We start from the raw sequence: 21,580 nt of genomic DNA on the forward strand, positions 1-21,580 counted from the left end.
ATAGCGTTTTATCTACTTATGAGGTACACAGGATTTTTTCCCTATTCCCTATTCCCTATTCCCTATTCCCTATTCCCTATTCCCTATTCCCTGTTCCCTATTCCCTGTTCCCTAAAACCCACAAATCTGTACCTCACCCTATTGAAAACCGCTGTATCACCTGATGTCTGTCCCTCTTTCGAGATAACTTAACATGGGAGAATTGTGATGACATATCGCAGAATTAGTTATGCCGTCTGGGAAATCACCCTTAAGTGCAATTTAGCCTGTCAACACTGTGGTTCTCGGGCTGGTCATACCAGGGCTAAAGAACTTTCCACTACAGAAGCCTTAGACATGGTCAGACAACTGGCCGACGTTGGGATTACAGAAGTCACCTTAATTGGAGGTGAAGCCTTTCTGCGTCCTGACTGGCTCGATATTGCCAAAGCGATTACTTCCGCTGGAATGGTCTGTGGCATGACCACTGGAGGGTTTGGGATTAGCTTAGATACAGCCCGCCGGATGAAAGACGCTGGGATTCGAGTAGTTTCTGTGTCGGTGGATGGTTTAGAAGTCACACACGACCGGTTGCGGGGTAGGAAAGGTTCTTGGCAATGGGCGTTTAAGACCATGAGCCATCTCAAAGAGGCCGGTATCCCCTTTGGTTGTAACACTCAAATTAATCGCCTCAGTGCACCAGAGTTTCCCCAGATTTACGAGCGCATCCGGGATGCAGGAGTCTTCGCTTGGCAAATTCAGTTGACTGTACCCATGGGGAATGCGGCGGATAATAGTGAGATTCTGCTGCAACCCTATGAGTTGCTAGATGTGTACCCGATGATAGCGCGGGTGGCCCGTCGGGCTTTTCGGGAAGGGGTCAAGGTTCAAGCTGGTAATAATATTGGTTACTATGGTCCCTATGAACGACTGCTGCGGGGACGGGGAGAGGAGAATCCTTGGGCATTTTGGCAGGGGTGCAATGCTGGACTATCTAGCTTAGGCATCGAAGCCGATGGTGCTATCAAAGGTTGTCCCTCATTGCCGACTTCGGCCTACACTGGAGGTAATATCCGAGACCACTCCCTACGTAAAATTGTTGAAGAGACCGAGGAGTTGCGGTTTAATCTAGGAGCTGATACTCCTAAAGGTACAGACCATCTGTGGGGTTTCTGCAAGAGTTGTGAATTTGCTCAACTGTGTCGTGGTGGCTGCAGTTGGACTGCTCATGTTTTCTTTGACCGCAGAGGGAATAATCCTTACTGTCACCACCGCGCTCTTACTCAGGAGAAACAGGGTATTCGGGAGCGAGTTGAAATCAAGCATCGCGCCCAAGGTAACCCTTTTGATAATGGCGAATTTGTTCTGATCGAGGAACCAATAGATGCTCCTTGGCCAGAGAATGATCCACTTCACTTTAGTGCTGATCGTATACTTTGGCCAAAAGGTTGGCAGGAAGAAGAGGAGTTGGTGCCATCGTTAGCTAGTACTAGTGGTTAATTTAAGATCTTGCACTATTGTGATTAATCGTAGGTGGGCAGTGGCTACCAAAGCTATTGCCAGCACATGAATCTCTATCAAGCACTGCCCACCCTACATCTAAGAGGTCTTTTTTTCTTGTCCAATAAAACTCCGGATATCTTTCACCTATTGCCTTTTGCCTTTTGCCTTTTGCCTTTTCCTGCAATAGGTGTGTTTACAACCCAGATATAAAATATAGTATCTCCACCGATTCCATGGCGCTAGATAATACTCCACTTTCCGATCACAAGACTAGTAATTTGAAGACTAGTAATCTAGAGTTATCCATTGATGACTCTCAGACTGATGTAGATTCTCCCTTTCCCCTGTTACCACGCTCAGCTTGGAGTAGTCAGGTGGCATTATTGAGAGTTATTTTTAGAGCCAAGAAGGCTTTAGACCGAATCGAGCAGGAAGCTCCTAGTTTAAGCCTTGGTAATTTCCGGCAAACACAGGAAATTATCGACTAGGATGCAGGTTCAGGATTAATTTCCTACGTTGATTTGGTCATGACACCCATGGATGAACTCCAGTCCCTGGCTCTGTCGCTAACCATTAAGGTGAAGGCAAATGTGTGGTTAGCCTAACAAGCCTTTTCAACATTACCGTTCGCGTAGCGGGACGAAGTCCGGAAAAATTTACCAATTTTGATGCATTTAACCATGCAAAATTACGTATTTGTTATTGACACAAACAAACAACCATTAAATCCGATATCTCCTAAGAAGGCGCGCCGGTTGTTAGATAAGGGTAAAGCTGCTGTTTTTAGGATGTATCCATTTACAATCATCTTAAAAACTGCGGTCGATAATCCAACTATCTCACCTTGTCAAATCAAGATTGACCCTGGCAGCAGGTTCACCGGATTTGCTCTAGTTCAAAATAACCAAGTTATTTGGGCAATGGAGTTAGAGCACAGGGGAGGACTAATCAAGAAAAAACTAGAGGCGAGAAGCGCTGTCAGACGTGGGAGACGTAATCGTCACACTCGCTACAGAAAGCCTAGATTCCTTAATCGTAGGCGTTCAGAGGGCTGGCTTGCTCCCAGCCTAAAGCATAGGGTGTTAACCATTGAAACATGGGTTAAACGGCTGATTAAATTTTGCCCAATCAATGAGATTTGGGTCGAAAGAGTTAAGTTTGACACCCAAAAAATGCAGAACCCTGAAATTAGTGGAGTAGCGTACCAGCAAGGTGAGCTAGCCGGGTATGAAGTCAGGGAATATTTACTTGAGAAGTGGGGCAGGGAATGCGCCTATTGCGGTAAGCAAAATGTTCCTTTACAGATTGAGCACATTCACCCAAAATCCAAAGGTGGAAGCGATTCGGCAAAGCCGACGCTACGCGAACGCGTCAGTAATCTTTGTCTGGCCTGCGAGAAGTGTAATCAACGAAAAGGAAATAAACCCATTGAGGAATTTCTGAAAAAGAAGCCAAGTTTACTTCAAAAAATAAAGTCAAAGGCTAAGCAGCCATTAAAGGATGCGGCAGCGGTCAATACCACCCGAAACAAACTGGTTAAAGTACTTCGATCTGTTAAGCCCGTAGTCACCGGAACAGGAGCGCAAACCAAGTACAATAGGACTAGATTAGGGTTCCCTAAACAGCATTGGATCGATGCGGCTTGTGTCGGGGATATTGAGATGTTGACATTGAAAACCTCTCAGCCACTATTGGTGACCTGCATTGGACCCGGAGGTAGACAAAAAGCAGCGCTCAACAAGTATGGCTACCCTGTCAGACATAATCCATTAAAGCCTATTAAGGGTTGGATAACTGGAGATATAGCTAAGCATCAAAAACTAGGAATAGGCAAAGTAACCCCTAGAACCAAAGGAAGTTTTGGATTCACCCCGTTAGGGATGAAGGGTTACAAGAGTTGCAAGCCTCAAGATATTTCAGCGATACACCGAAAAGATGGATATACTTACAGCTTTTGCGAACTTTTACCGGAATCTTCCAGGAAATGGTCGTCCTAGACGTTCCTGGTTTGTTGAGACGTTAATACTGATTCCAAAGTCTGGTTAAAACTTAGAACTTAAAAACTCCCTTGAAAATCCAGTCCGCCCAGGCGGGCTTTTTTTTTGGACGCGCGACCTAAGCCTGGTCTGGGCTAAAGGGAGGTTATAGCGCTACGGGCAAGGCAAAAGGCAAAAGGCATGCATGCTAAAGTTTACTATAACAGCTTTTCAGCTTTTATCAATGTCCTAACCTTAATGGGTAGTGTTATATCAAACTTTGTCATTCCCTGTTACCTGTTACCTGGGCGAAGCACTATAGCTTTTTAGTACTCTTTTGTTTTGACTGAAGTGACTAGCCTTAAAAAGACATAACTGTTTAGATTATGTGCTTAATAATGATTGTTTTTACAGTTTTGAAAAAAAACCGGGCATGATTGGGAATAAACAAGCCAAAATAATGCATCTTTTTGGTCGATTTTATAGTATTAAAAATCTTGACTTTATCGAAAAAGTAATAGATGATATAAATAAGATAAGATGAATCAAATAAAAGGATCATCCCAACTGAAACCAAGATTATTGACGAGGAAATTTAAAAATGGCTAACATTACAATTTAAGATATTGATTGATCAAAATTAAATTAAAGCTTGATCAACGATTTAACCGCTAATTAAATAAATTTAACTTATGGAGGAATTCAGATAATTATTACGAATGAAAAAGGCGAAAGAATTGAAATCAATATATAAAAATAATTTCAATAACAAATACAGTCTCAATCCAGAAAACTTAACTTAGAAACATAAATAATCAAAAATGCCCTCTGATCAGCATCAGAGGGCATTTAATTTCAAGAGCTTAAAGACCAAGAGTGGAATTGAGAATTGAGAATTGAGAATTGAGAATTCTACATTCTACATTCTACATTCTACATTCCAATCAAGACCTAGGCCGCTTGGTAATCTAAGTCAAGGTTTTTGGTAACTTCAAATTGCTCAACCTGTTGCTTAGTCCATTCAGAAAATAAATTTAAGAGGATTTTAGAGCGCAGGTTATCATCCAATTGTGCTTCAATAATCTCCTCCACTAAAATCAAGTGTACTCCCTTAGAGGTCACAATGGGTTTGATAACCTGCGGTGGCTTAGCCGCAAAGACAGCAGCAGAAATCTCCGGCTTGATCTGCTCACGAGTTACTACTCCTTGATATCCCCCGGAGCGACGTAATTCTATATCCTGGATATACTGATGAGCAACATCATAGAAACTCATCTCTCCTTCTTGAATTCCATAAAAAAGTTCCATCGCTAAATCTTCATCATCTATGATTACATCATACATCACAACACCAGCATAATCTAGCTGATTTTCAAAGAAATAGGCTTCAACTTTATCGGCAAATAAATGGTTAGCTAACTTTCCATAAATAGCGCCATTGTATACCATGGCTTCAAATTCATCTAAGGTCATCCCATGTTTTTCTAGCCATGCCCAAGTTTCCTCAGCACTCCCGAGTTGGCTAACTATCCTGAATTTATCTGCTGCGTCTTGAAGCTCTTCAGTCTCTACTTTTATACCCGCCTCAGCGGCAGCAGCTGCGATTAATTTGCGGGTAGTAATTGCTTCGATAATCTCAGGAATCTTACCAGATTGCTTGACTTCTTCAAGAATATCGTCTTTGGTAATCGTGATAGCTGGTGACATCGTGTTTATCCTAGTAATTTAAACTGTGAAAGTTATAGTGCTGGGCGCAGGGAATAGGGAATAGGGAATAGGGAACAGAGTGTGGGGAGAGGGGGTAGTGTGGGGAGAGGGGGGAGACAAGAAGAGTGTGGGGAGAGAGAAGAAGTAGTTGACGAGAATTTGGTATCTTTAAATAGATTGTATTTATGCAGTCGCTCATGGTGGAAACCACACCACTTGCTCCCCACCCTCCCCACACCTCCCACACTTCCGTCTCTTTCCCTACTCCCTACTCCCAAAACCCAGGATGAAAGTATCTCAAGCAATCGAGAACTGCACTAATTGATAATGCCCTGAATTGACTGATATGACATCCCGGAAATCACCTATATAGCACTACCCATTAAAGTTAGGACATTGATAGAACCTGAAAAGCTAATGCACGTCAACTTTTAGGTGCGACCCGTGGCGAATTTAATTCTTGATGCGGAAAGCGCACCTTTGCCTCTTGCCTCTTGCCTCTTGCCTCTTGCCTTGCGCGTAGCGCTATAGTTTCAAACCTCCTTGCTGCAACTTCTTAAACGGATCGAGAATAAAATCAATAATCCGACGCTGGCGTATAATCACCTCAGCGGTTGCTGTATCTCCAGGACGCAACCCAATACACTCCTTACCTGTGGGAAGACAATCTTGATTTAAAGCAATTTCTATGTTATAAGCTGATACCTTTCCATCCGGCGTTTCCACCTCAGAGGTAGTTGGAGAAATTTCCACTAATTCTCCTGCTATAATCCCATACTCTTGAAAGGGATAGGCATCAAACTTCAGTTTGACTGGCATTCCTTGCTTTAAAGAACCACTTTCAGTAGTTGCCATCTGGGCTCGAATAATTAATGATGAATCCTCTGGGGCAATTTCTGCTACCATAGTTCCCTGCTGCACTACAGCACCAGGTCTTTGAATCGGTAACTGAAATACCATTCCACTTACCGGTGCCTCTAAGACTCGTTGCTTTAACTGAAGCTGTAACGAGTCAATCTGACGCTTACTCTGAGCAATTTCTGAATTTAGGGTAGTAATTTGAGTCTCTAGATTATTCAGTTGTTCTTCTATTTGAAGTACTGATAACTTACCGGAATGAATCAAACTCTGATAACTCCTATCCTGTTCTTTTAATCGTAATTTTGCTTGTTCAATATCTGCTTGTGCTTGACGAATTGTCCGTTTATAACTACTTTTTTCTTCCATAATCCGTAACTTAGCCTGTTCAATATCAGACTTAGTTTGTTCATACAATCGTCGTCTTTCTTGTACAACATCATCCTTATCTAAAACATCAATTTCTGGCACAACTCCTTGCTGCCAAAGTTTACGGTAGCGTTGCACCTCTCGCTGGGCATTAGCTAAACGAATTTCTAGTAACTTAGAGGCGGTTTTACTCAGTTCAAGATTTTGCCTGGCCTGATTCACTTGAGCTAATTTTTCTTCTTTTTGTAAGTTATAGGAATTCCTAAGATCAGTTATAGTCTGTCGCGCTTGGTCAATTTGAGCTTGCTTTTCCAAGGCTTGGGCTTGATTTTGTTGCTGCTGAGTTGTCAAGACTACCACTAACTGATTTTTTAGTAATTCTAACTGCGATCGCCTACTCAATTGCCCTTTTAATTTATCGTTAACTTGCTGCAATTCAGTACGAACTAACCCGGATTTCAAAATCACTAAATTTTGTCCAGCCTCAACCTTTTCCCCCTCTTTAACCTTAATTTCATCAACCGTACCGGCTACAGCAGCATCCAGCCTCACAGTTTTACCCTTTGGTTCAAGTCGTCCTCTAGCTGTACCGGTTTCATCTACTTTATAGAGCATCGACCATGGTAAAATAATCGACACAAACACTACTATAAAGTACAGTAATCCCCTTGTCCAAACCTGAGGCAAACTATCGAGTAATTCTTTAGTAGCGTAAGACCAATCATCAGTAAATTTAGCTAAGTTTGGTGCGTTTAAAGTATCTTGATCATGATTAGTGTCTTGTAGCTGAGTTGGACGATGTCCATTTAAGTGTCCATTCAATGTATTGGGCATAATTTTATTTCTTAGTTATTGAGACTAGTTATTGGGGATTAGGATTAGTCATGAGTAAACAAACCGAGAGTTTATGTACTTACTCAATATTCAGGATTCAGGACTCATGATTCAAGACTAAGTTGCTGGTGATTGAGATAATAATAATGTCCCCGTTTTGCCATCAATTCCTGATGGGTTCCACTCTCAATCAAGACTCCTCTATCCATCACTAAAATTAAATCCGCATTCCGGACTGTAGACAAGCGATGAGCAATCACTAATGTTGTTCTACCTTTGAGAATCTGAGTTAAATTATGCTGAATAATCCGTTCTGATTCTGCATCTAGATGGGAGGTGGCTTCATCTAAAACTAATAACTTAGGATTGCCTAACAACGCCCGTGCGATCGCAATCCGTTGCCGTTGTCCGCCAGACAATGTCCCTCCGCCTTCTCCTATCTGGGTTTCATACCCCATGGGCAACTGTTTAATGAACTCATCAGCACCAGCCAATCGTGCTGCTTCTATAATCTCGTCTAAACTAGCGGCAGGATGACCTAAGCTAATATTTTCCCGAATGGTTCCACCAAACAAAAATGTATCTTGGTCTACTACTCCTACTTGCGATCGCAAAGACCCTAAGGACAGACTGGTAATATCAAGGCCATCAATCAATACTTTCCCATCTGTAGGTGGATACAATCCCAACACCAATTTAGAAATCGTCGTTTTGCCTGAACCACTGCGTCCGACTAGGGCTACCATTTGTCCTGGTTTCACTTGAAATGATAGATTTTCCAGTACATTTAAATCACTCTCTGGGTGATAGCGAAAGGTGACGTTATCAAAGGCAATGTGACCCTGAATTGATGGTAACGATTGACGGGCTTGATTGAGCAAATCCTCCTCTGGTTCCGCATCCAACACATCATTAATCCGTTCCATAGCAATGACTACTTCCTGGAATTGATTCCATAACACGGTTAACCGCTGGAAGGGAGTAATAATATTTCCCAGCAGCATATTGAAGGCCACTAATTGTCCAATGGTTAACTGATTCTGAATCACTAACCAGGCTCCATACCACAGCAGGCTTGTGGTTACTACGGCTTCAATAGCATTACTGAAAATTTGGAGTCGATTGCTGATAACTTGCCCATCAAAACTTGTCCTGATTTCCTTATTTAATAACTCCTCCCAATGCCAACGTACTGTTTGTTCTACTGCTGTGGATTTAACGGTACTTACACCGGAAAGCGCTTCAATTAGATAACTATTTTCTTTAGCCGTCGATTGAAATATTTCCCGGGAAATCCTTCGTAAAAACGGAGTCGCAATCAACGCTAGCAATAAAAATGGCGGCACAATCACTAAGGCCAATAACGCCATTTTCCAGCTGTACCAAACCATCAATCCTACATAGATAAATACCGTTAGTAAATCCAGCAGAATTGATAACGCCTCACCGGTAAGGAACCGCTCAATCTTGCGGTTTTCCTGAACCCGTGATATAATGTCACCAACATAGCGGGACTCAAAAAACGAAAGAGGCAACCGCAGTGTATGGCGAATAAATCCTACAATCAGTGCTGCATCTACTTTATTAGCCGTATGGTCTAGTAGGTATTGGCGCAACCCCATCATTGCCACTCGAAACAGGCTAAATATCAGCAGCCCTAAGCCCACCGCCATTAAGGTTAGCCCAGAGCGCTGCACCACCACTCGGTCTAAAATTAGCTGGGTGAATAGAGGTGTAATTAATCCAAATATCTGGATAAATAAGGAAGCAAGAAATACCTCTAACACTACTAACCCATGGGGTTTGATTAATTCAAAGAATTGCCAGAAGGGAGTAGTCGTCTCTTTTGCATCCTTGAGTAATGCTGTTGGTTGTAGCAGCAGGGCATAACCGGTCCAATCGGCGTTAAACTCTCGATGGGTGAGACTACGTTGACCAATGGCGGGGTCACACACAATCACTCGTTTCCGAGTAATTTCATAAACGACAATATAGTGTTTACCTTCCCAATGGACTATAGCTGGCAATTTTTGCTTAGCTAGCTGGTCAAGACTGGCTTTGACGGGACGAGTAGAAAAGCCAATACTTTCCGCTGCTGCTGATAGTCCTCGCAATGATGCACCATTGCGGTCAACATTAGCGATATCCCGCAAGCGATTCACACTAAAGCGTTTACCCCAATAGCGAGATACCATTACCAAACAGGCGGCACCACAGTCAGAACCACTCTGCTGGGCAAAAAACGGATAGCGTCGGATTACCCGTTGCCATAAATGCCCTGCTTGCTGGGTCGGGTTAGGAAAGTAAGCTTTGCTAACTTTTTTCTGGGATTTCTGGGACTTGGCTTCCCCAGACCGAGACTGGGAGATGGTCAGATGGGGGGATGGGGATATGGGGGGATGGTCAGATGGAGCGATAGGGGGAGTAGGGGAGCTAACTAGTAGGGCATTACGAGCTTGCGCCTGACTCCACAAATGCTCTCGGATTTCGGGATACTTATTGATCAGGGGAAACAAGACTTCCCCCGGTACAAAGCATAGCTTTAGCTTCAAGGAAGCTCTAGCGCTATAGCTTGCTAAGTCAGCTGAGGGAAACAAGGTCAATTCCCCAAATGATGCCCCTGTTTCTAAGCTGGCAATTAAGTCACCGGCCTGATTCAGCAACCTGACTTTTCCAGCAATAATAATGTAGATACCAGCTGATGCCTGACTCCCTTGCCAAAACTTACCTACCTTGGGCTCTATTAATGTCAAGTGTTTGAGAAAGCGCTGGCATTCCTGTAGCGGGAGAGCTGTACCGAGAGTATGGCTGAGTTGTTGAGGGGAAATCAACGGAGTAGATGCACTTTGAACCATGGATGTCTAAATCTGATCTAGAGAGAGTGGTGGATAACAATTCTGGAGAATCAGCACTAGAAGCTGATTGCAGGTCACGAATGATAATGCGATTGGCCGTAGGCCACGCTACGCGATGCTCGGTACGAGCCGCTACGCGATCGCTACTATTATTTGAAGCTTTATCATTCGAAGGTGTATCGTTCTCAGTAGTTTTAGACTCGGGATTACGGGGTTTGCCTTTGGTAGACAATCCCATTTGTTTTAGCAACCGACTAATATGGCGATCGCTGACTTCAATCCCAAATTCCTGAGCTAAATGCTTACTCAACCAGTTAGCTGTCCAGCGCCGAAATGGATAGCCAAACTCCTTTGGACTCTGGCTTACCAGTTCCTTCAATCGCTCTAGATGTTCTTGATTTACTGCCTTAGGGCGACCAATGGGGTTATTCTGCCAGTTGTGCGCCATCCCAGTCCGCGCCATCAATATCCAATGTCTTGCTGTAGCTGGACAACATCCCAAGGTTTGACAAATTTCAATTTGAGATTTACCCTCATCCGCTAGCAACATAATTTCAATGCGCTGACGATAATGCTGGGGTAAATCGGCTCGTAGACTTTTTTGTAGCAGTTTACGCTGAAACGCTGTTAAATATTTACCTGTACTAGTACATGCACCCTCAAGATCAGGTTTCGACTGATGTCCTGACATATTTGTAACTAAAAAGTCTTTAACTCATTGTTTTGATGATCGAGGGTGGATGTTGGCTTTTATGTTGGTTTTAATAGTCAAATTTACTTAGTATTGTGGACTTTTTGGATGATTTTGGGCAATTTTTGGTTTATTTTGTCGTTTTTTTGGATGATTTTTATCCAATTTTAGATTTTAGTGGAATTTTATGTTGTTTGTGTAAAGTTTGATTTAATTTTTGGATGAAGATGATCAGGCACTAGGGCGTGTTTTCAAACTATAACCACAACAAAATTAATGCGATTTCTAACATAGCTGTATCTTCGTCCAACCAGGAGCAAGGGCTGATTTTGCATCTCAAGGATAAATATCTATTCCCATAATGATTTCGGTAAGCAGACGACATCTACAACAATTCCCCTGAAGGCGCAATTGGAGATTGCGGTAGTGGGAACCTGTACCACGGGGACTCTTGCTGCAAGTACTCCTACTCGGATTAGAACTGCTGATGAGGCAACAGCTATATTAACCCCCCAACTCCAAGCAAAGCTGTTCCCAAACCCACTCCTGTCCCAGGTTTCCCAACTTGGCAACTTTTTGCAAATAATTCTTGTATTTTTTTTGCTGTTCTGCTGTTGCTCCGATAAGTACAGAATTACGTCGCCAATCCAAAGGCGGCAAGTAGTTGAATTTCTCTAAAAACTTTTTTCCTGCCCACTCTGGCGGCTGTTCTTTCTGGTAAGCAGTCTTAAGTAACCTCTGATATATAGCGTACTGTACTTTTTCCTCATTACTTACCCAGTACCGGATCATCCTCCCAGTCGGTAACTCCTTTAAGGGTCTATCAATCTCAAATTTCTGCTTACAGCAAGGACATACCCTGTAGCAAGCCAAGATCTCAGCAAAACAGTAATAGCAAACCTTCATCGGAGCATCTCCCTTTTGTTTTCTGTCAGGAAGCTCGGTCTTTTTTCCCTACACCCTACACCCTACACCCTACACCCTACACCCTACCCCCTGAGCTACAATAGACTCTTAACGGACTGCGCTTTCAGGAGCTCCCGTCATGAATTCTATTTCAACAACCATTACTCTGCAAATTCCTGACTTCCTCTATCAGCGCTTGGTCAACACTGCCCAAGCAACTGAACGCTCTCTTGAAGCTGTCATGCTCCATGCTTTACAAATTGGTAGTCCCCCCAATTGGTCTGATGTACCTGAAGAATTTCAAGGAGATCTAGCTGCCTTAGATAGGTTGGAAGACCAAGCTTTGTGGCCCATCGCCCAGAGTAAAAAAACACCGGAAGAAATGGAGCGTCACTACTGGTTGTTAGCTCAAAATCAAGAGCGTTCTTTAACAGATGCAGAACAGATTGAACTTGAGCAGCTTAAGATTTCAGCAGATCGTTTTATGCTACGCAAAGCTCATGCAGCGGCTCTCCTGAAATGGCGCGGTTACCCAGTTCCTCAAAGTATTGTGTAACCTCATGGCCTATATTCCAATATCTTTGAAGAATGAGATTGATCGCCAAGATCGCCGTTATTGTTGTTATTGTCAAACCAGTGAGGCAAATAGTGGTATTCCTTTAACTTACGATCACATTTTCCCACAATCTAAAGGGGGAAAGAGCATATTTTCCAATGTTTGCCTCGCCTGCTATACCTGCAACCAATTTAAATCGGATACAACTGTTGCCCTCGACCCTTTAACCAATCAAACTGTTCACTTATTTAATCCCCGCACTCAGAATTGGGATGAACATTTCTCATGGAATGTGGATTTCACAAAAATTCAAGGACTAACCCCTGTGGGACGAGTAACAGTCATTACGCTCAAAATGAATAATCCCCTTGTTGTAGAAGCACGGTTTCGATGGACAATTAATGGTTGGCATCCCCCATCTTTTCTAGGGGAAATATGAGCATATCGTACCTTCTATTTTCACCACACCCCACACCCCAGACCCTACACCCTACCCCCTGAGCTACAGAGTTCCTGAACCGAGTGCTGCCTGGGGTACATTAGCTTTGGTTGGTGCCTTCGGTGCAGGTTCATTGCTAAAGCGCCTGCCTAAAGCAAGCAGAAAGCTGATCAACTGATGGCATTACGATAATATAGCCATTGAGTTATTCAGAGCATAGATATGTAGCGCTACAGTAAACGTAAGTTATGGGATTGACCTTGGCCTTTGGGCCACGCTACGCGATTGGTCACGCTTGGCGATTGACCGTAGGTCACGCTACGCGATCGCTATTGACTCTGAAGCAGTGATACCTAATGTCAATTAACTCAACTCTATCCCTTTAACTCTAATACTGATTCTGATTCCACCCAAAATTTATATTGGGTGGAATGGTTTTATGACGTTTTCTCTACTAAATTTATTATTCTGACGTTGTAGTTGATAATTCCAGATTTTTCACAATCTCAATTTGCTCAATTTGTTGCTTCAGCCATCCACTAAACAAATCCGAGATAATTTGATACCTGAGCTGATCATCCAATTCCCCTGGAACAATCTCCTCCACCAAAACCAAATGCACCCCCTGAGCAGCCACAATCGGCTTAAGCACCTCTGGGGGATTAGTAAAAAATTTGCTTAGGGTGCTTCAGGGACAGGCTGCCCCTGATTTTCTCAGTAGGCAGTATTGGGATAGTCCGTCCCGAAATGAAACGGGCAAGATGCCCGTTCCACGCCTGATGCCCGTTACACGCCTGATGCCCGTTCCACGGCTGATGCCCGTTCCAAGCCTGATGCCCATTACACTCACCGGGTGAAACAGCATGGATTGAGATGCACCCCTACCGAATTAGGTTAGTGTTTAAGCAATGCTTAACCAACTAAATGCTTAACCAACTAGTAGCAAAGAAATTATTGTTATTATTCCAAAGTTCAACAAGATCAGACTGATTATCACCATTTAAATCGGTAACTAAGTAATCAGTATCGGATCGAAAGTCCCCTACTTGTGTATTACTGCCCAGGCTAAATCCACCGTTACCATTACTAATCCAAGTGGCAGCAAAGAAATTATTGTTATCATTCCAAACCTCGATTAGATCAGATTCACCATCCCCATTTACATCAGCGACTAAGTAATCAGTATCATCTCGAAAGTCTCCTACTTGTGTATTACTGCCCAGGCTAAATCCACCGTTACCATTACTAATCCAAGTCGCCGCAAAGAAATTATTGTTATTATTCCAAAGCTCGATTAGATCAGATTCACCATCCCCATTTACATCAGCGACTAAGTAATCAGTATCGGATCGAAAGTCCCCTACTTGTGTATTACTGCCCAGGCTAAATCCTCCGCTACCATTACTAATCCAAGTGGCAGCAAAGAAATTATTGTTATTATTCCAAAGCTCGATTAGATCAGAGTCACCATCTCCATTTACATCAGCGACTAAGTAATCAGTATCGGATCGAAAGTCTCCTACTTGTGTATTACTGCCGAGGTTAAATCCTCCGTTACCATTACTAATCCAAGTAGCAGCAAAGAAATTATTGTTATTATTCCAAACCTCGATTAGATCAGAGTCACCATCTCCATTTACATCAGCGACTAAGTAATCAGTATCGTTTCGAAAGTCCCCTACTTCTGTATTACTGCCGAGGTTAAATCCACCGCTACCATTACTAATCCAAGTGGCAGCAAAGAACTTATTGTTATTATTCCAAAGTTCAACAAGATCAGATTCACTATCCCCATTTACATCAGCGACTAAGTAGTTAGTATCGTTTCGAAAGTCCCCTACTTCTGTATTACTGCCGAGGTTAAATCCACCGCTACCATTACTAATCCAAGTGGCAGCAAAGAACTTATTGTTATTATTCCAAAGTTCAACAAGATCAGATTCACTATCCCCATTTACATCAGCGACTAAATAATCAGTATCGTTTCGAAAGTCCCCTACTTGAGTTGTTGAACCTAAAGCAAACATGGAAGAGGAGCTAGTGTTGAGCAATACTGAGACGTTGTTGGAGCCAGAGTTGGCCGTCGCAATGTCTGGTTTACCATCGCCGTTGAAATCCCCTACGGTAATGGAAGAGGGATTACTGCCCACATCAAACTGACCAGAAGGGGTAAAGCCTCCTGCACCATTCCCTAATAGCAGTGAGACTTGATCATCACTTGCTGCTGCAATGTCCAAGTTGCCATCACTATTGAAGTCCCCCACGGCGACTTCAGAACCTCCACCGGTTGTAAATGGCATGGGAGAACCAAAGGTACCATTTCCATTCCCCAACAACACTGCGATTTCGTTCTCAGCACCAGAACCACTTCCTATCACTAAGTCCAGATTGCCATCTTTGTTGAAGTCTCCCACAGCATCAGGAGCGGCAAAAGACACACCTGTTGGAATCGATATACTAGGCTGAAAGGTTGTTGTCCCGTTCCCTAACAGCAGCGAGACTTCGTTGCTGCCACTTCCTGTGACTATATCCAGGTTACCATCGTTGTTGAAGTCCCCCACAGAGGTAGAAAAGCCACTAACCCCGGTCGTAAAGTCGTTAGTAAGTGGAAAGCTCCCCGTCCCATTTCCGAACAACACCGAGACTATACCTGGTGAGGAAAATCTTCCCACCGCTACATCCAAATCTTGATCGCGGTCGAAGTCCCCCACGGCTACGGATAGAGGAATATCTCCTTCGTTGACTTGGGTGGCAGAACCAAAGCTGCCATTGCCATTTCCTAGCAACACTGAGACAGTGTTATCAGTCGAGGATGTAAAAGGAGTACCGAAGTCTGCTGTCACCAAATCCAGGTTACCATCTTTGTTGAAGTCTCCCACAGCAATGTCAACGGGCAAATTTCCCACAGCAAAGTTCCCACTTAAGGTATAGCTTCCTGCGCCATTATTTAACAGCACCGAGACGTTATCAGAGTCTGAGTTCGCTGTTACTAAATCCAAATCACCATCACCGTCAAAGTCTCCGGTGGCTATGGCACTAGGACTAGTTCCTACTGTAAAGTTGTTAGCGTTGCTAAAGGACACAGCAAAAACTCCTTGATATACCTCCATCAATTCTGGCAAAAATGCTGAATCTACAGCAATCTGACCCGTACAACATTCTAGATTCCAATCACCACCCAAGGCAGCATTACCCGTGCGGTTCCTAGAAGCCGCAATCTCAGTACCAGTTATTTGGTGCAGTCGTTGCAAAAATTCTGTACCAGCATCTCCCGCAGCAACATTGCAGCCGTAGAGGAGAATAGGAGTGGCTGAATCAGTGGTTGACCAAGTTTTTAATTGAGGGAGGTAATGGTTTAAAGTATCTAGACTAAGTTGGCTATTCCCTAAATACAAACACCCCGGTGAACCGTGAGAAACGATGTGAATAGCAGAAATATCAGTGCGTCCTTGCAGAGCCTTGGTAATTTGTTCCACACCATCCTGTGTAGATTCCAGGACAATTACCTCAGTTCCCGGTACTGTACCATCAACTAAACTCTGATAATCATCAACCCCTGAGTCAATAAAGATAATAGTGCTAGAGATTTTAGAGTCACCTATTAAAGGGTTGTGTTGATCAGTTACGTAAAAGTTTAAGGACTTATCGAGATCGTTGCTGCTTACATCTTTGGTGGTTAGCATTCTATAATCCTGATTTGGAATTTTATATTCACTATAAGGCGTTGATTTATGCGGGATGATTGAACCCGGAACAGCTCTCACTTTGTTAATCAATCCAAAAACCTAATTTTTCTACAGTTTTATATAAAGTTTTGTAACTATTTAGATAAATTTATGTAACACAATTAAAACCATATAACTAACTACAGCGGTTTGCAAACCGCTGTAAGTAATCAGCAATGGGAGGCTATATATATAGCGCTACAGTAAACTGAAGTTATGGGATTGACCTTGGCCTTTGGGCCACGCTAGGGGAATGGTCACGCTTTAGGCTTTGCCGTTCGCGTAGCGTGGCCTACGGCCAAACGCGATTGACCGTAGGTCACGCTACGCGAACGCTTTTGACTCCCAAGCAGTGATACCTAATGTTAGTTAACTCAACTCCATCCCTGGAACTCTATAGCACTACCTATTAAGGTGTTTGAGATTTATAAAAGCGGCAAAAGCTGTTGTAGTCAACTGTTGCCTGTTGCCTGTTGCCAATGCCATTGCCCGTAGCGCTATACTACTAATTCTGATTCCACCCAAGGTTTATTAAAAATAGAAACACTGAAAACTCCGCCTCTTTAGAGCGGAGATGAAAGTGACCAGCGAGTTTAGTCGCCTTGAGAAAAATACGAGCAAAGACTTGCTATTTTGTGCTAGATATGTTAGCATAATGACAGAACAGAAGAGGTCGAGTTCTGATGATCATCCTTGAGTTTAAGGCGTACGGAAATAAGGTACAGTATCAAGCCATAGACGAGGCTATTCGGACAGTTAAGTTTGTGAGAAATAGCTGTCTTCGTCTATGGATGGACAACAAAGGTCTAAACAAATACGACCTGAATAAGTATTGCAAAGTACTGGCTAAAGAATTCCCATTTGCCAATGAGTTAAACTCTACTGCTCGACAAGCTGCGGCTGAAAGGGCATGGTCATCAATATCTCGCTTCTTTGAAAACTGCAAAAAAAAGGTACCAGGAAAGAAAGGTTTTCCACGTTTCCAAAAGCACTGTAGGTCGGTTGATTACAAACAATCGGGATGGAAGTTATCCCCTAATAAAAAGTCAATTACTTTCAGTGACAAGAAAAGCATTGGGAAACTGAAACTCAAGGGCAATTGGGACTTGTGGCGCTTCGACAAAAAGCAAATTAAACGAGTTCGGATTGTAAAAAGGGCTGATGGATATTATGTCCAGTTCTGTATCTCTGTTGATGTAAAAGAACAGATACAACCGAGTCACTCGACTATTGGGTTAGATGTAGGACTAAAAGAGTTCTATACCGACTCAATGGGTAATACCGAACCAAACCCTCGGTTTTACAGGGCTGGGGAAAAGAGATTAAAGTTTTATCAACGCCGGGTTTCCCGGAAAAAGAAAGGCTCATCTAACCGAAAGAAAGCTGTTAATAGATTAGGCAGGCAACACCTCAAAATAAGTAGGCAGCGTGAAGAACATGCTAAAAAACTAGCACGTTGCGTAGTCCGGTCTAACGACCTGGTCGCCTATGAAGATTTAAGGGTTAAAAATTTGGTAAAAAATCACTGTCTTGCTAAATCTATTAATGACGCAGGTTGGTATCAATTTAGGAAATGGTTAGAGCATTTTGGAAGTAAGTTTGGTAGAGTCACGGTTGCAGTGAATCCTGCCTATACAAGCCAGAATTGTTCTGAATGCGGCGAGGTCGTGAAGAAATCACTATCCACCAGGACTCATGTCTGTAAATGTGGTTGTAAATTAGACAGAGATCATAACGCCGCAGTCAACATTTTAAATAGAGCCTTGGGTACGGTGGGGCACACCGGAACCTGGATCTATGATCCAAACTCTTTGGGAGATCTGACCTCTACTATTCTTGGTTCCGGCCAGGTTCAGCAAGTCGGGTCGTTGAGCAAAGAATCCCCGCGTCTTTAGACCGGGGAGTGTCAACTTGGGTGGAATTGTTTTATGACGTTTGATCAGGTCTAGCTTTCAAGGGAGCGACCCAGAAGCAAAAAGAATATAACTAATTTAATTTAGTTTCTCAAAACCTAGATATTTGTTCGATTTTACCTAATATTTGTCCTGACTTAACACCCTAGTAGGGTTATTTTTAAAATCGACCAAGACATAACTGCATGAGTTGGGTTAATTTGCCATTGATTAACCCCTTGAAATCCTGGAATAAATCCCAGAGTATGGGAATAGGATTAGGAAATGAAAAGTCTAATCCCAAACAACAAAACTTTACTTAATAGGACATTTACGAATGGCTAAAATTACAATCTCTGACCTTGCTATTTCACCTGTTTATGAAAGCTTCATTACTGAACTTGATCAGAATATCATCAACGGTATAATTGGCGGCGACTGTGATGATGTAAAATTCAGAAAAAATGGTAAAGTAAAAAGGGCTAAAGGTTGCAGTTCATCAGACCTAACAGCTATATTGAAACACAATGAAGAATAGATAAATACGTTTTTATGGGTAGGACATTTATCAATGGCTAGGATTAGCCTATCAGCTCCCCATTCTGCTGAAATACAGGTAAATTATCTGTTAATTTAAGTATCAGCCGCAGAAATTTTTCCTATGCTGGGAGATGCTGCTAAATAGGTGTTCTGATAAAATACCTAATTAGGTATAAAATAATCCTCTGGTATCTATCAGAGGATTATTTGATTAATTGAGCAATCTCTACTAAATTTATTACTCTAACTTTGATTCCAAATTTTTTACCACCTCAATTTTATCAATTTGTTGCTTCAGCCATCCACTAAACAAATCCGAGATAATTTGATACCTGAGCTGCTCATCCAATTCCCCTTGAACAATCTCCTCCACCAAAACCAAATGCACCCCCTGAGCAGTCACAATCGGCTTAAGCACCTCCGGGGGATTAGCAGCAAAAACAGCAGCGGAAATCTCGGGCTTCAAATCTTTACGGTACATTATCCCCCGATAGCCAAGTTTTCGACGTAACTCCTGATCCTGAATATACTCGTGAGCCACATCATAAAAACTGACATCCCCTTCCTGAATTTCATAGAAAAGTTCCAGAGCCAAATCCTGATCATCTAATACCACTTCATACATCACCACACCGGCATAATCCAACTGATTTTCATAAAAATAAGACTCAACTTTATCCCCAAATAAATGAGCAGATAACTTTCCCGAGCTAACCGTGTCATAGACAACGTCCTCAAAATCATCCAGAGACATACCACGTTGTTCTAACCAAGCCCAAGTTTCATCAGCACTACTCAGGTTGTTCATTAATCGCATTTGGTCAGCTACTTTCTGAAGTTCTTCAACCTCAATAGTTATCCCCGCTTCATCTACAGCATCCTTGACAACCTTACGAGTAACAATCTCCTCAACTAGATCAGGAATATTACCCGATAGCTTAACTTGATGCCAAATATCTTCCTTAGTAATAGTTATCTTTTGGTGGGAATTAACCATAAGTTTTGACCTAATTTACCTCTTAATTATTTGCTCTAGGATTGTCAGTTTAGATGTGAAACTAGAAGTTATGGGAACAGGGAATAGGGAACAGGGAACAGGGAACAGGGAAGTCGGATAACGATCAATTTCATCTGGCCATCTGAGCATCTCCCGATTAGACATCTACAACTTCAACCCTCCCTGCTGTAACTTCTTAAACGGATCCAGAATAAAATCAATAATCCGACGCTGGCGCACAATCACCTCAGCCATGGCCGTATCTCCAGGACGCAAAGCAATACACTTATCAGCGTCAGGTATACAATCCTGTTTCAGTTCAATTTCTAAATCATAAACCGCCCTCTTACCATTAGGAGTATCCACCTCAGAGGTAGTAGGAGAAATGTCTACTAACTCTCCTGGAACCACTCCATAATCCTGAAACGGATAGGCATCAAACTTCAGCTTCACTGGCATTCCTGTCTCTAAAGAACCACTTTCAGTTGTTGCCATCTGCCCTCGAATTACCAACACCGAACCTGACGGTGCAATTTCCGCCACCATAGTTCCTGACTGGACTACCGCTCCAGCAGCTTGAATCGGTAATTCAAACACCGTACCACTGACCGGTGCCTTTAATACTCGTTGCTTTAACTGAAGCTGCAACGAGTCAATCTGACCCTTACTTTGAGCAATTTCTGAATTCAGCGTAGTGATTTGTGTATCCAAATTCTTCAATTGTTCCTCAACCCTCAGCACCGCTAATTTACCTGAGTGGCTCAGAGTTTGATAACTTCTTTCTTGTTCCTTTAGTCGTAATTCTGCTTGTTCAATATCTGCTCGCGCTTGTCGAAGGGTTCGTTCATAACTACTCTGTTGTTCAGTGAGACGTAACTTACTCTGCTCAATCTCTGACTTGGTTTGTTCATACAACCGTTTCCTATCTTGTAGCAAATCTTCCCGGTCTACTACTTGGATTTCCGAAACAATCCCTTCCTCATAGGCATCCTTGTAACGCTTCACCTCCCGCTCAGCATTATCCAAACGATTCTCAATTATATTAAAAGACTTTTGACTAAGTTGAAAGGTCTGACGCGCCTGATTAACTTGAGCTAACTTTTCTTCTTGTTGTAAATCATAGGAATTCTTCAGAGCCTCCAGATTCTGTAGCGCTTGGTCTACTTGTGTTTGTTTTTCCAACACTTGAGCTTGATTTTGTTGCTCCTGAGTTGCCAACGCTACCACTAATTGATTTTTCAGCAACTCTAACTGAGACAAGCGATTTAATTGACCTTTTAACTTATCTTGTATTTGCCTTATTTCTGAATTAACCAACTCAGATTCTAAGACTAATAACTGTTGTCCAGCGTCTACTTTGTCTCCCTTTTTTACCTTAATATCTGCTACGGTTCCCGCCACAGCTGCATCCAGCCTCACCGTCTTTCCTTTTGGTTCTAGTCGTCCCCTAGCGGTACCGGTTTCATCAACTTGAGATAGCATAGCCCAGGGCAAACTGATGCCGACAAATATGATTAGAAAGTACATCAGTCCCCTTGTCCAAACTTGGGGTAAACTATCGAGGAGTTCTTGAGTGGCCTCAGACCAATCATCCCGAGATGGAGCTGGTGTTGGAGAAGTCAACGTTTCTTGGTGTTGTTGGGTGGCAGGATCTCCGTTTAATCGTCTGTTTAATGTATTTGGCATGGGATTAGTGATTAGTGATTAGTGATTTAGCAAAGGGAACAGGGAGTAGGGAGTAGGGAGTAGGGAG

19 protein-coding genes are annotated in these 21,580 nt (G+C 42.7%); 9 read left to right on the forward strand and 10 right to left on the reverse strand.

The genetic code is table 11. The annotated features are described in order from the left end of the window. Positions 1 to 18: 18 nt before the first annotated feature. From F6J90_RS05635 to iscB, 4 genes are all read left to right on the forward strand, one after another. Positions 19 to 192, forward strand: a complete 174-nt coding sequence (locus tag F6J90_RS05635) for a hypothetical protein (protein ID WP_293091479.1) — start codon at positions 19 to 21, stop codon at positions 190 to 192. Positions 193 to 207: 15 nt separating this feature from the next. After that, positions 208 to 1,479 carry a nif11-class peptide radical SAM maturase 3 gene (locus F6J90_RS05640; RefSeq protein ID WP_293091480.1) on the forward strand — a complete coding sequence of 424 codons (1,272 nt, stop codon included), beginning with the start codon at positions 208 to 210 and terminating at the stop codon, positions 1,477 to 1,479. A gap of 164 nt (positions 1,480 to 1,643) precedes the next feature. After that, positions 1,644 to 1,970: a hypothetical protein gene (locus F6J90_RS05645; protein WP_293091481.1), complete on the forward strand. Its 327-nt coding sequence runs from the start codon at positions 1,644 to 1,646 to the stop codon at positions 1,968 to 1,970. Positions 1,971 to 2,162: 192 nt separating this feature from the next. Continuing rightward, a complete protein-coding gene (iscB, locus tag F6J90_RS05650) occupies positions 2,163 to 3,479 on the forward strand; it encodes an RNA-guided endonuclease IscB (protein ID WP_293091482.1) in 1,317 nt (438 codons plus the stop codon). A 930-nt stretch (positions 3,480 to 4,409) separates the two neighbouring features. Here the strand turns inward: iscB and F6J90_RS05655 are convergent. Then, entirely contained in the window at positions 4,410 to 5,165 is a 756-nt protein-coding gene (locus F6J90_RS05655; RefSeq protein WP_293091483.1) for a peptidylprolyl isomerase, read from the reverse strand. Positions 5,166 to 5,246: 81 nt separating this feature from the next. On the opposite strand from F6J90_RS05655, the gene F6J90_RS05660 reads away from it, so the two are divergent. Then, positions 5,247 to 5,486 (forward strand): hypothetical protein, encoded by a 240-nt coding sequence (locus tag F6J90_RS05660; RefSeq protein ID WP_293091484.1) that lies wholly within the window; start codon positions 5,247 to 5,249, stop codon positions 5,484 to 5,486. A 204-nt stretch (positions 5,487 to 5,690) separates the two neighbouring features. On the opposite strand, the gene F6J90_RS05665 is transcribed toward F6J90_RS05660, so the two are convergent. The 4 genes from F6J90_RS05665 to F6J90_RS05680 form a co-directional block, all read right to left on the reverse strand. Continuing rightward, on the reverse strand, positions 5,691 to 7,226 hold the full coding sequence (locus tag F6J90_RS05665; protein WP_293091485.1) for an HlyD family efflux transporter periplasmic adaptor subunit: 1,536 nt from the start codon (positions 7,224 to 7,226) through the stop codon (positions 5,691 to 5,693). A gap of 104 nt (positions 7,227 to 7,330) precedes the next feature. Continuing rightward, positions 7,331 to 10,057, reverse strand: a complete 2,727-nt coding sequence (locus tag F6J90_RS05670) for a peptidase domain-containing ABC transporter (RefSeq protein WP_366513720.1) — start codon at positions 10,055 to 10,057, stop codon at positions 7,331 to 7,333. Continuing rightward, a complete protein-coding gene (locus F6J90_RS43445; RefSeq protein ID WP_366513694.1) occupies positions 9,951 to 10,772 on the reverse strand; it encodes a helix-turn-helix domain-containing protein in 822 nt (273 codons plus the stop codon). Before F6J90_RS43445 ends, F6J90_RS05670 begins: the two co-directional genes overlap by 107 nt. 504 nt (positions 10,773 to 11,276) lie before the next feature. After that, positions 11,277 to 11,564, reverse strand: coding sequence for a hypothetical protein (locus F6J90_RS05680; protein ID WP_293091487.1), 288 nt, complete (start codon positions 11,562 to 11,564; stop codon positions 11,277 to 11,279). Positions 11,565 to 11,817: 253 nt separating this feature from the next. Between F6J90_RS05680 and F6J90_RS05685 the strand changes: the two genes are divergently transcribed. After that, complete coding sequence (locus F6J90_RS05685) at positions 11,818 to 12,234, forward strand: hypothetical protein (RefSeq protein ID WP_075896106.1); 417 nt, start codon at positions 11,818 to 11,820, stop codon at positions 12,232 to 12,234. Positions 12,235 to 12,238: 4 nt separating this feature from the next. After that, positions 12,239 to 12,673, forward strand: a complete 435-nt coding sequence (locus tag F6J90_RS05690) for an HNH endonuclease (protein WP_293091488.1) — start codon at positions 12,239 to 12,241, stop codon at positions 12,671 to 12,673. Positions 12,674 to 13,136: 463 nt separating this feature from the next. Here F6J90_RS05690 and F6J90_RS05695 read toward each other — a convergent pair whose 3' ends face one another. Together F6J90_RS05695 and F6J90_RS05700 are read right to left on the reverse strand one after the other, a co-directional pair. Next, complete coding sequence (locus tag F6J90_RS05695) at positions 13,137 to 13,325, reverse strand: hypothetical protein (RefSeq protein WP_293091489.1); 189 nt, start codon at positions 13,323 to 13,325, stop codon at positions 13,137 to 13,139. A gap of 268 nt (positions 13,326 to 13,593) precedes the next feature. Next, positions 13,594 to 16,356, reverse strand: coding sequence for an FG-GAP-like repeat-containing protein (locus F6J90_RS05700; protein WP_293091490.1), 2,763 nt, complete (start codon positions 16,354 to 16,356; stop codon positions 13,594 to 13,596). 725 nt (positions 16,357 to 17,081) lie between these two features. Here F6J90_RS05700 and F6J90_RS05705 point away from each other — a divergent pair. After that, positions 17,082 to 18,293 carry a transposase gene (locus F6J90_RS05705; RefSeq protein WP_293091491.1) on the forward strand — a complete coding sequence of 404 codons (1,212 nt, stop codon included), beginning with the start codon at positions 17,082 to 17,084 and terminating at the stop codon, positions 18,291 to 18,293. A gap of 334 nt (positions 18,294 to 18,627) precedes the next feature. Then, a complete protein-coding gene (locus F6J90_RS05710) occupies positions 18,628 to 18,828 on the forward strand; it encodes a hypothetical protein (RefSeq protein WP_293091492.1) in 201 nt (66 codons plus the stop codon). A 240-nt stretch (positions 18,829 to 19,068) separates the two neighbouring features. Here F6J90_RS05710 and F6J90_RS05715 read toward each other — a convergent pair whose 3' ends face one another. The 3 genes from F6J90_RS05715 to F6J90_RS05725 are packed head-to-tail and all read right to left on the reverse strand — an operon-like array spanning position 19,069 to position 21,513. Further along, entirely contained in the window at positions 19,069 to 19,827 is a 759-nt protein-coding gene (locus F6J90_RS05715; RefSeq protein ID WP_293091493.1) for a peptidylprolyl isomerase, read from the reverse strand. A 15-nt stretch (positions 19,828 to 19,842) separates the two neighbouring features. Then, entirely contained in the window at positions 19,843 to 19,977 is a 135-nt protein-coding gene (locus F6J90_RS05720; protein ID WP_293091494.1) for a hypothetical protein, read from the reverse strand. Positions 19,978 to 19,992: 15 nt separating this feature from the next. Further along, positions 19,993 to 21,513 (reverse strand): HlyD family efflux transporter periplasmic adaptor subunit, encoded by a 1,521-nt coding sequence (locus F6J90_RS05725; RefSeq protein ID WP_293091495.1) that lies wholly within the window; start codon positions 21,511 to 21,513, stop codon positions 19,993 to 19,995. Positions 21,514 to 21,580: the final 67 nt, after the last annotated feature.

The organism is Moorena sp. SIOASIH, from assembly GCF_010671925.1.
Taxonomy (GTDB): Bacteria; Cyanobacteriota; Cyanobacteriia; order Cyanobacteriales; family Coleofasciculaceae; genus Moorena.

What these genes read in the sequence shown, in the direction of transcription:
- F6J90_RS05715 (WP_293091493.1), bottom strand. Translation starts at nt 19,827, where the DNA reads ATGGTTAATTCCCACCAAAAGATAACTATTACTAAGGAAGATATTTGG.
- F6J90_RS05655 (WP_293091483.1), bottom strand. Translation starts at nt 5,165, where the DNA reads ATGTCACCAGCTATCACGATTACCAAAGACGATATTCTTGAAGAAGTC.
- F6J90_RS05685 (WP_075896106.1), top strand. Translation starts at nt 11,818, where the DNA reads ATGAATTCTATTTCAACAACCATTACTCTGCAAATTCCTGACTTCCTC.
- F6J90_RS05710 (WP_293091492.1), top strand. Translation starts at nt 18,628, where the DNA reads ATGGCTAAAATTACAATCTCTGACCTTGCTATTTCACCTGTTTATGAA.
- iscB (WP_293091482.1), top strand. Translation starts at nt 2,163, where the DNA reads ATGCAAAATTACGTATTTGTTATTGACACAAACAAACAACCATTAAAT.
- F6J90_RS43445 (WP_366513694.1), bottom strand. Translation starts at nt 10,772, where the DNA reads ATGTCAGGACATCAGTCGAAACCTGATCTTGAGGGTGCATGTACTAGT.
- F6J90_RS05690 (WP_293091488.1), top strand. Translation starts at nt 12,239, where the DNA reads ATGGCCTATATTCCAATATCTTTGAAGAATGAGATTGATCGCCAAGAT.
- F6J90_RS05705 (WP_293091491.1), top strand. Translation starts at nt 17,082, where the DNA reads ATGATCATCCTTGAGTTTAAGGCGTACGGAAATAAGGTACAGTATCAA.
- F6J90_RS05665 (WP_293091485.1), bottom strand. Translation starts at nt 7,226, where the DNA reads ATGCCCAATACATTGAATGGACACTTAAATGGACATCGTCCAACTCAG.
- F6J90_RS05700 (WP_293091490.1), bottom strand. Translation starts at nt 16,356, where the DNA reads ATGCTAACCACCAAAGATGTAAGCAGCAACGATCTCGATAAGTCCTTA.
- F6J90_RS05635 (WP_293091479.1), top strand. Translation starts at nt 19, where the DNA reads ATGAGGTACACAGGATTTTTTCCCTATTCCCTATTCCCTATTCCCTAT.
- F6J90_RS05680 (WP_293091487.1), bottom strand. Translation starts at nt 11,564, where the DNA reads ATGATCCGGTACTGGGTAAGTAATGAGGAAAAAGTACAGTACGCTATA.
- F6J90_RS05725 (WP_293091495.1), bottom strand. Translation starts at nt 21,513, where the DNA reads ATGCCAAATACATTAAACAGACGATTAAACGGAGATCCTGCCACCCAA.
- F6J90_RS05720 (WP_293091494.1), bottom strand. Translation starts at nt 19,977, where the DNA reads ATGCTCAGATGGCCAGATGAAATTGATCGTTATCCGACTTCCCTGTTC.
- F6J90_RS05640 (WP_293091480.1), top strand. Translation starts at nt 208, where the DNA reads ATGACATATCGCAGAATTAGTTATGCCGTCTGGGAAATCACCCTTAAG.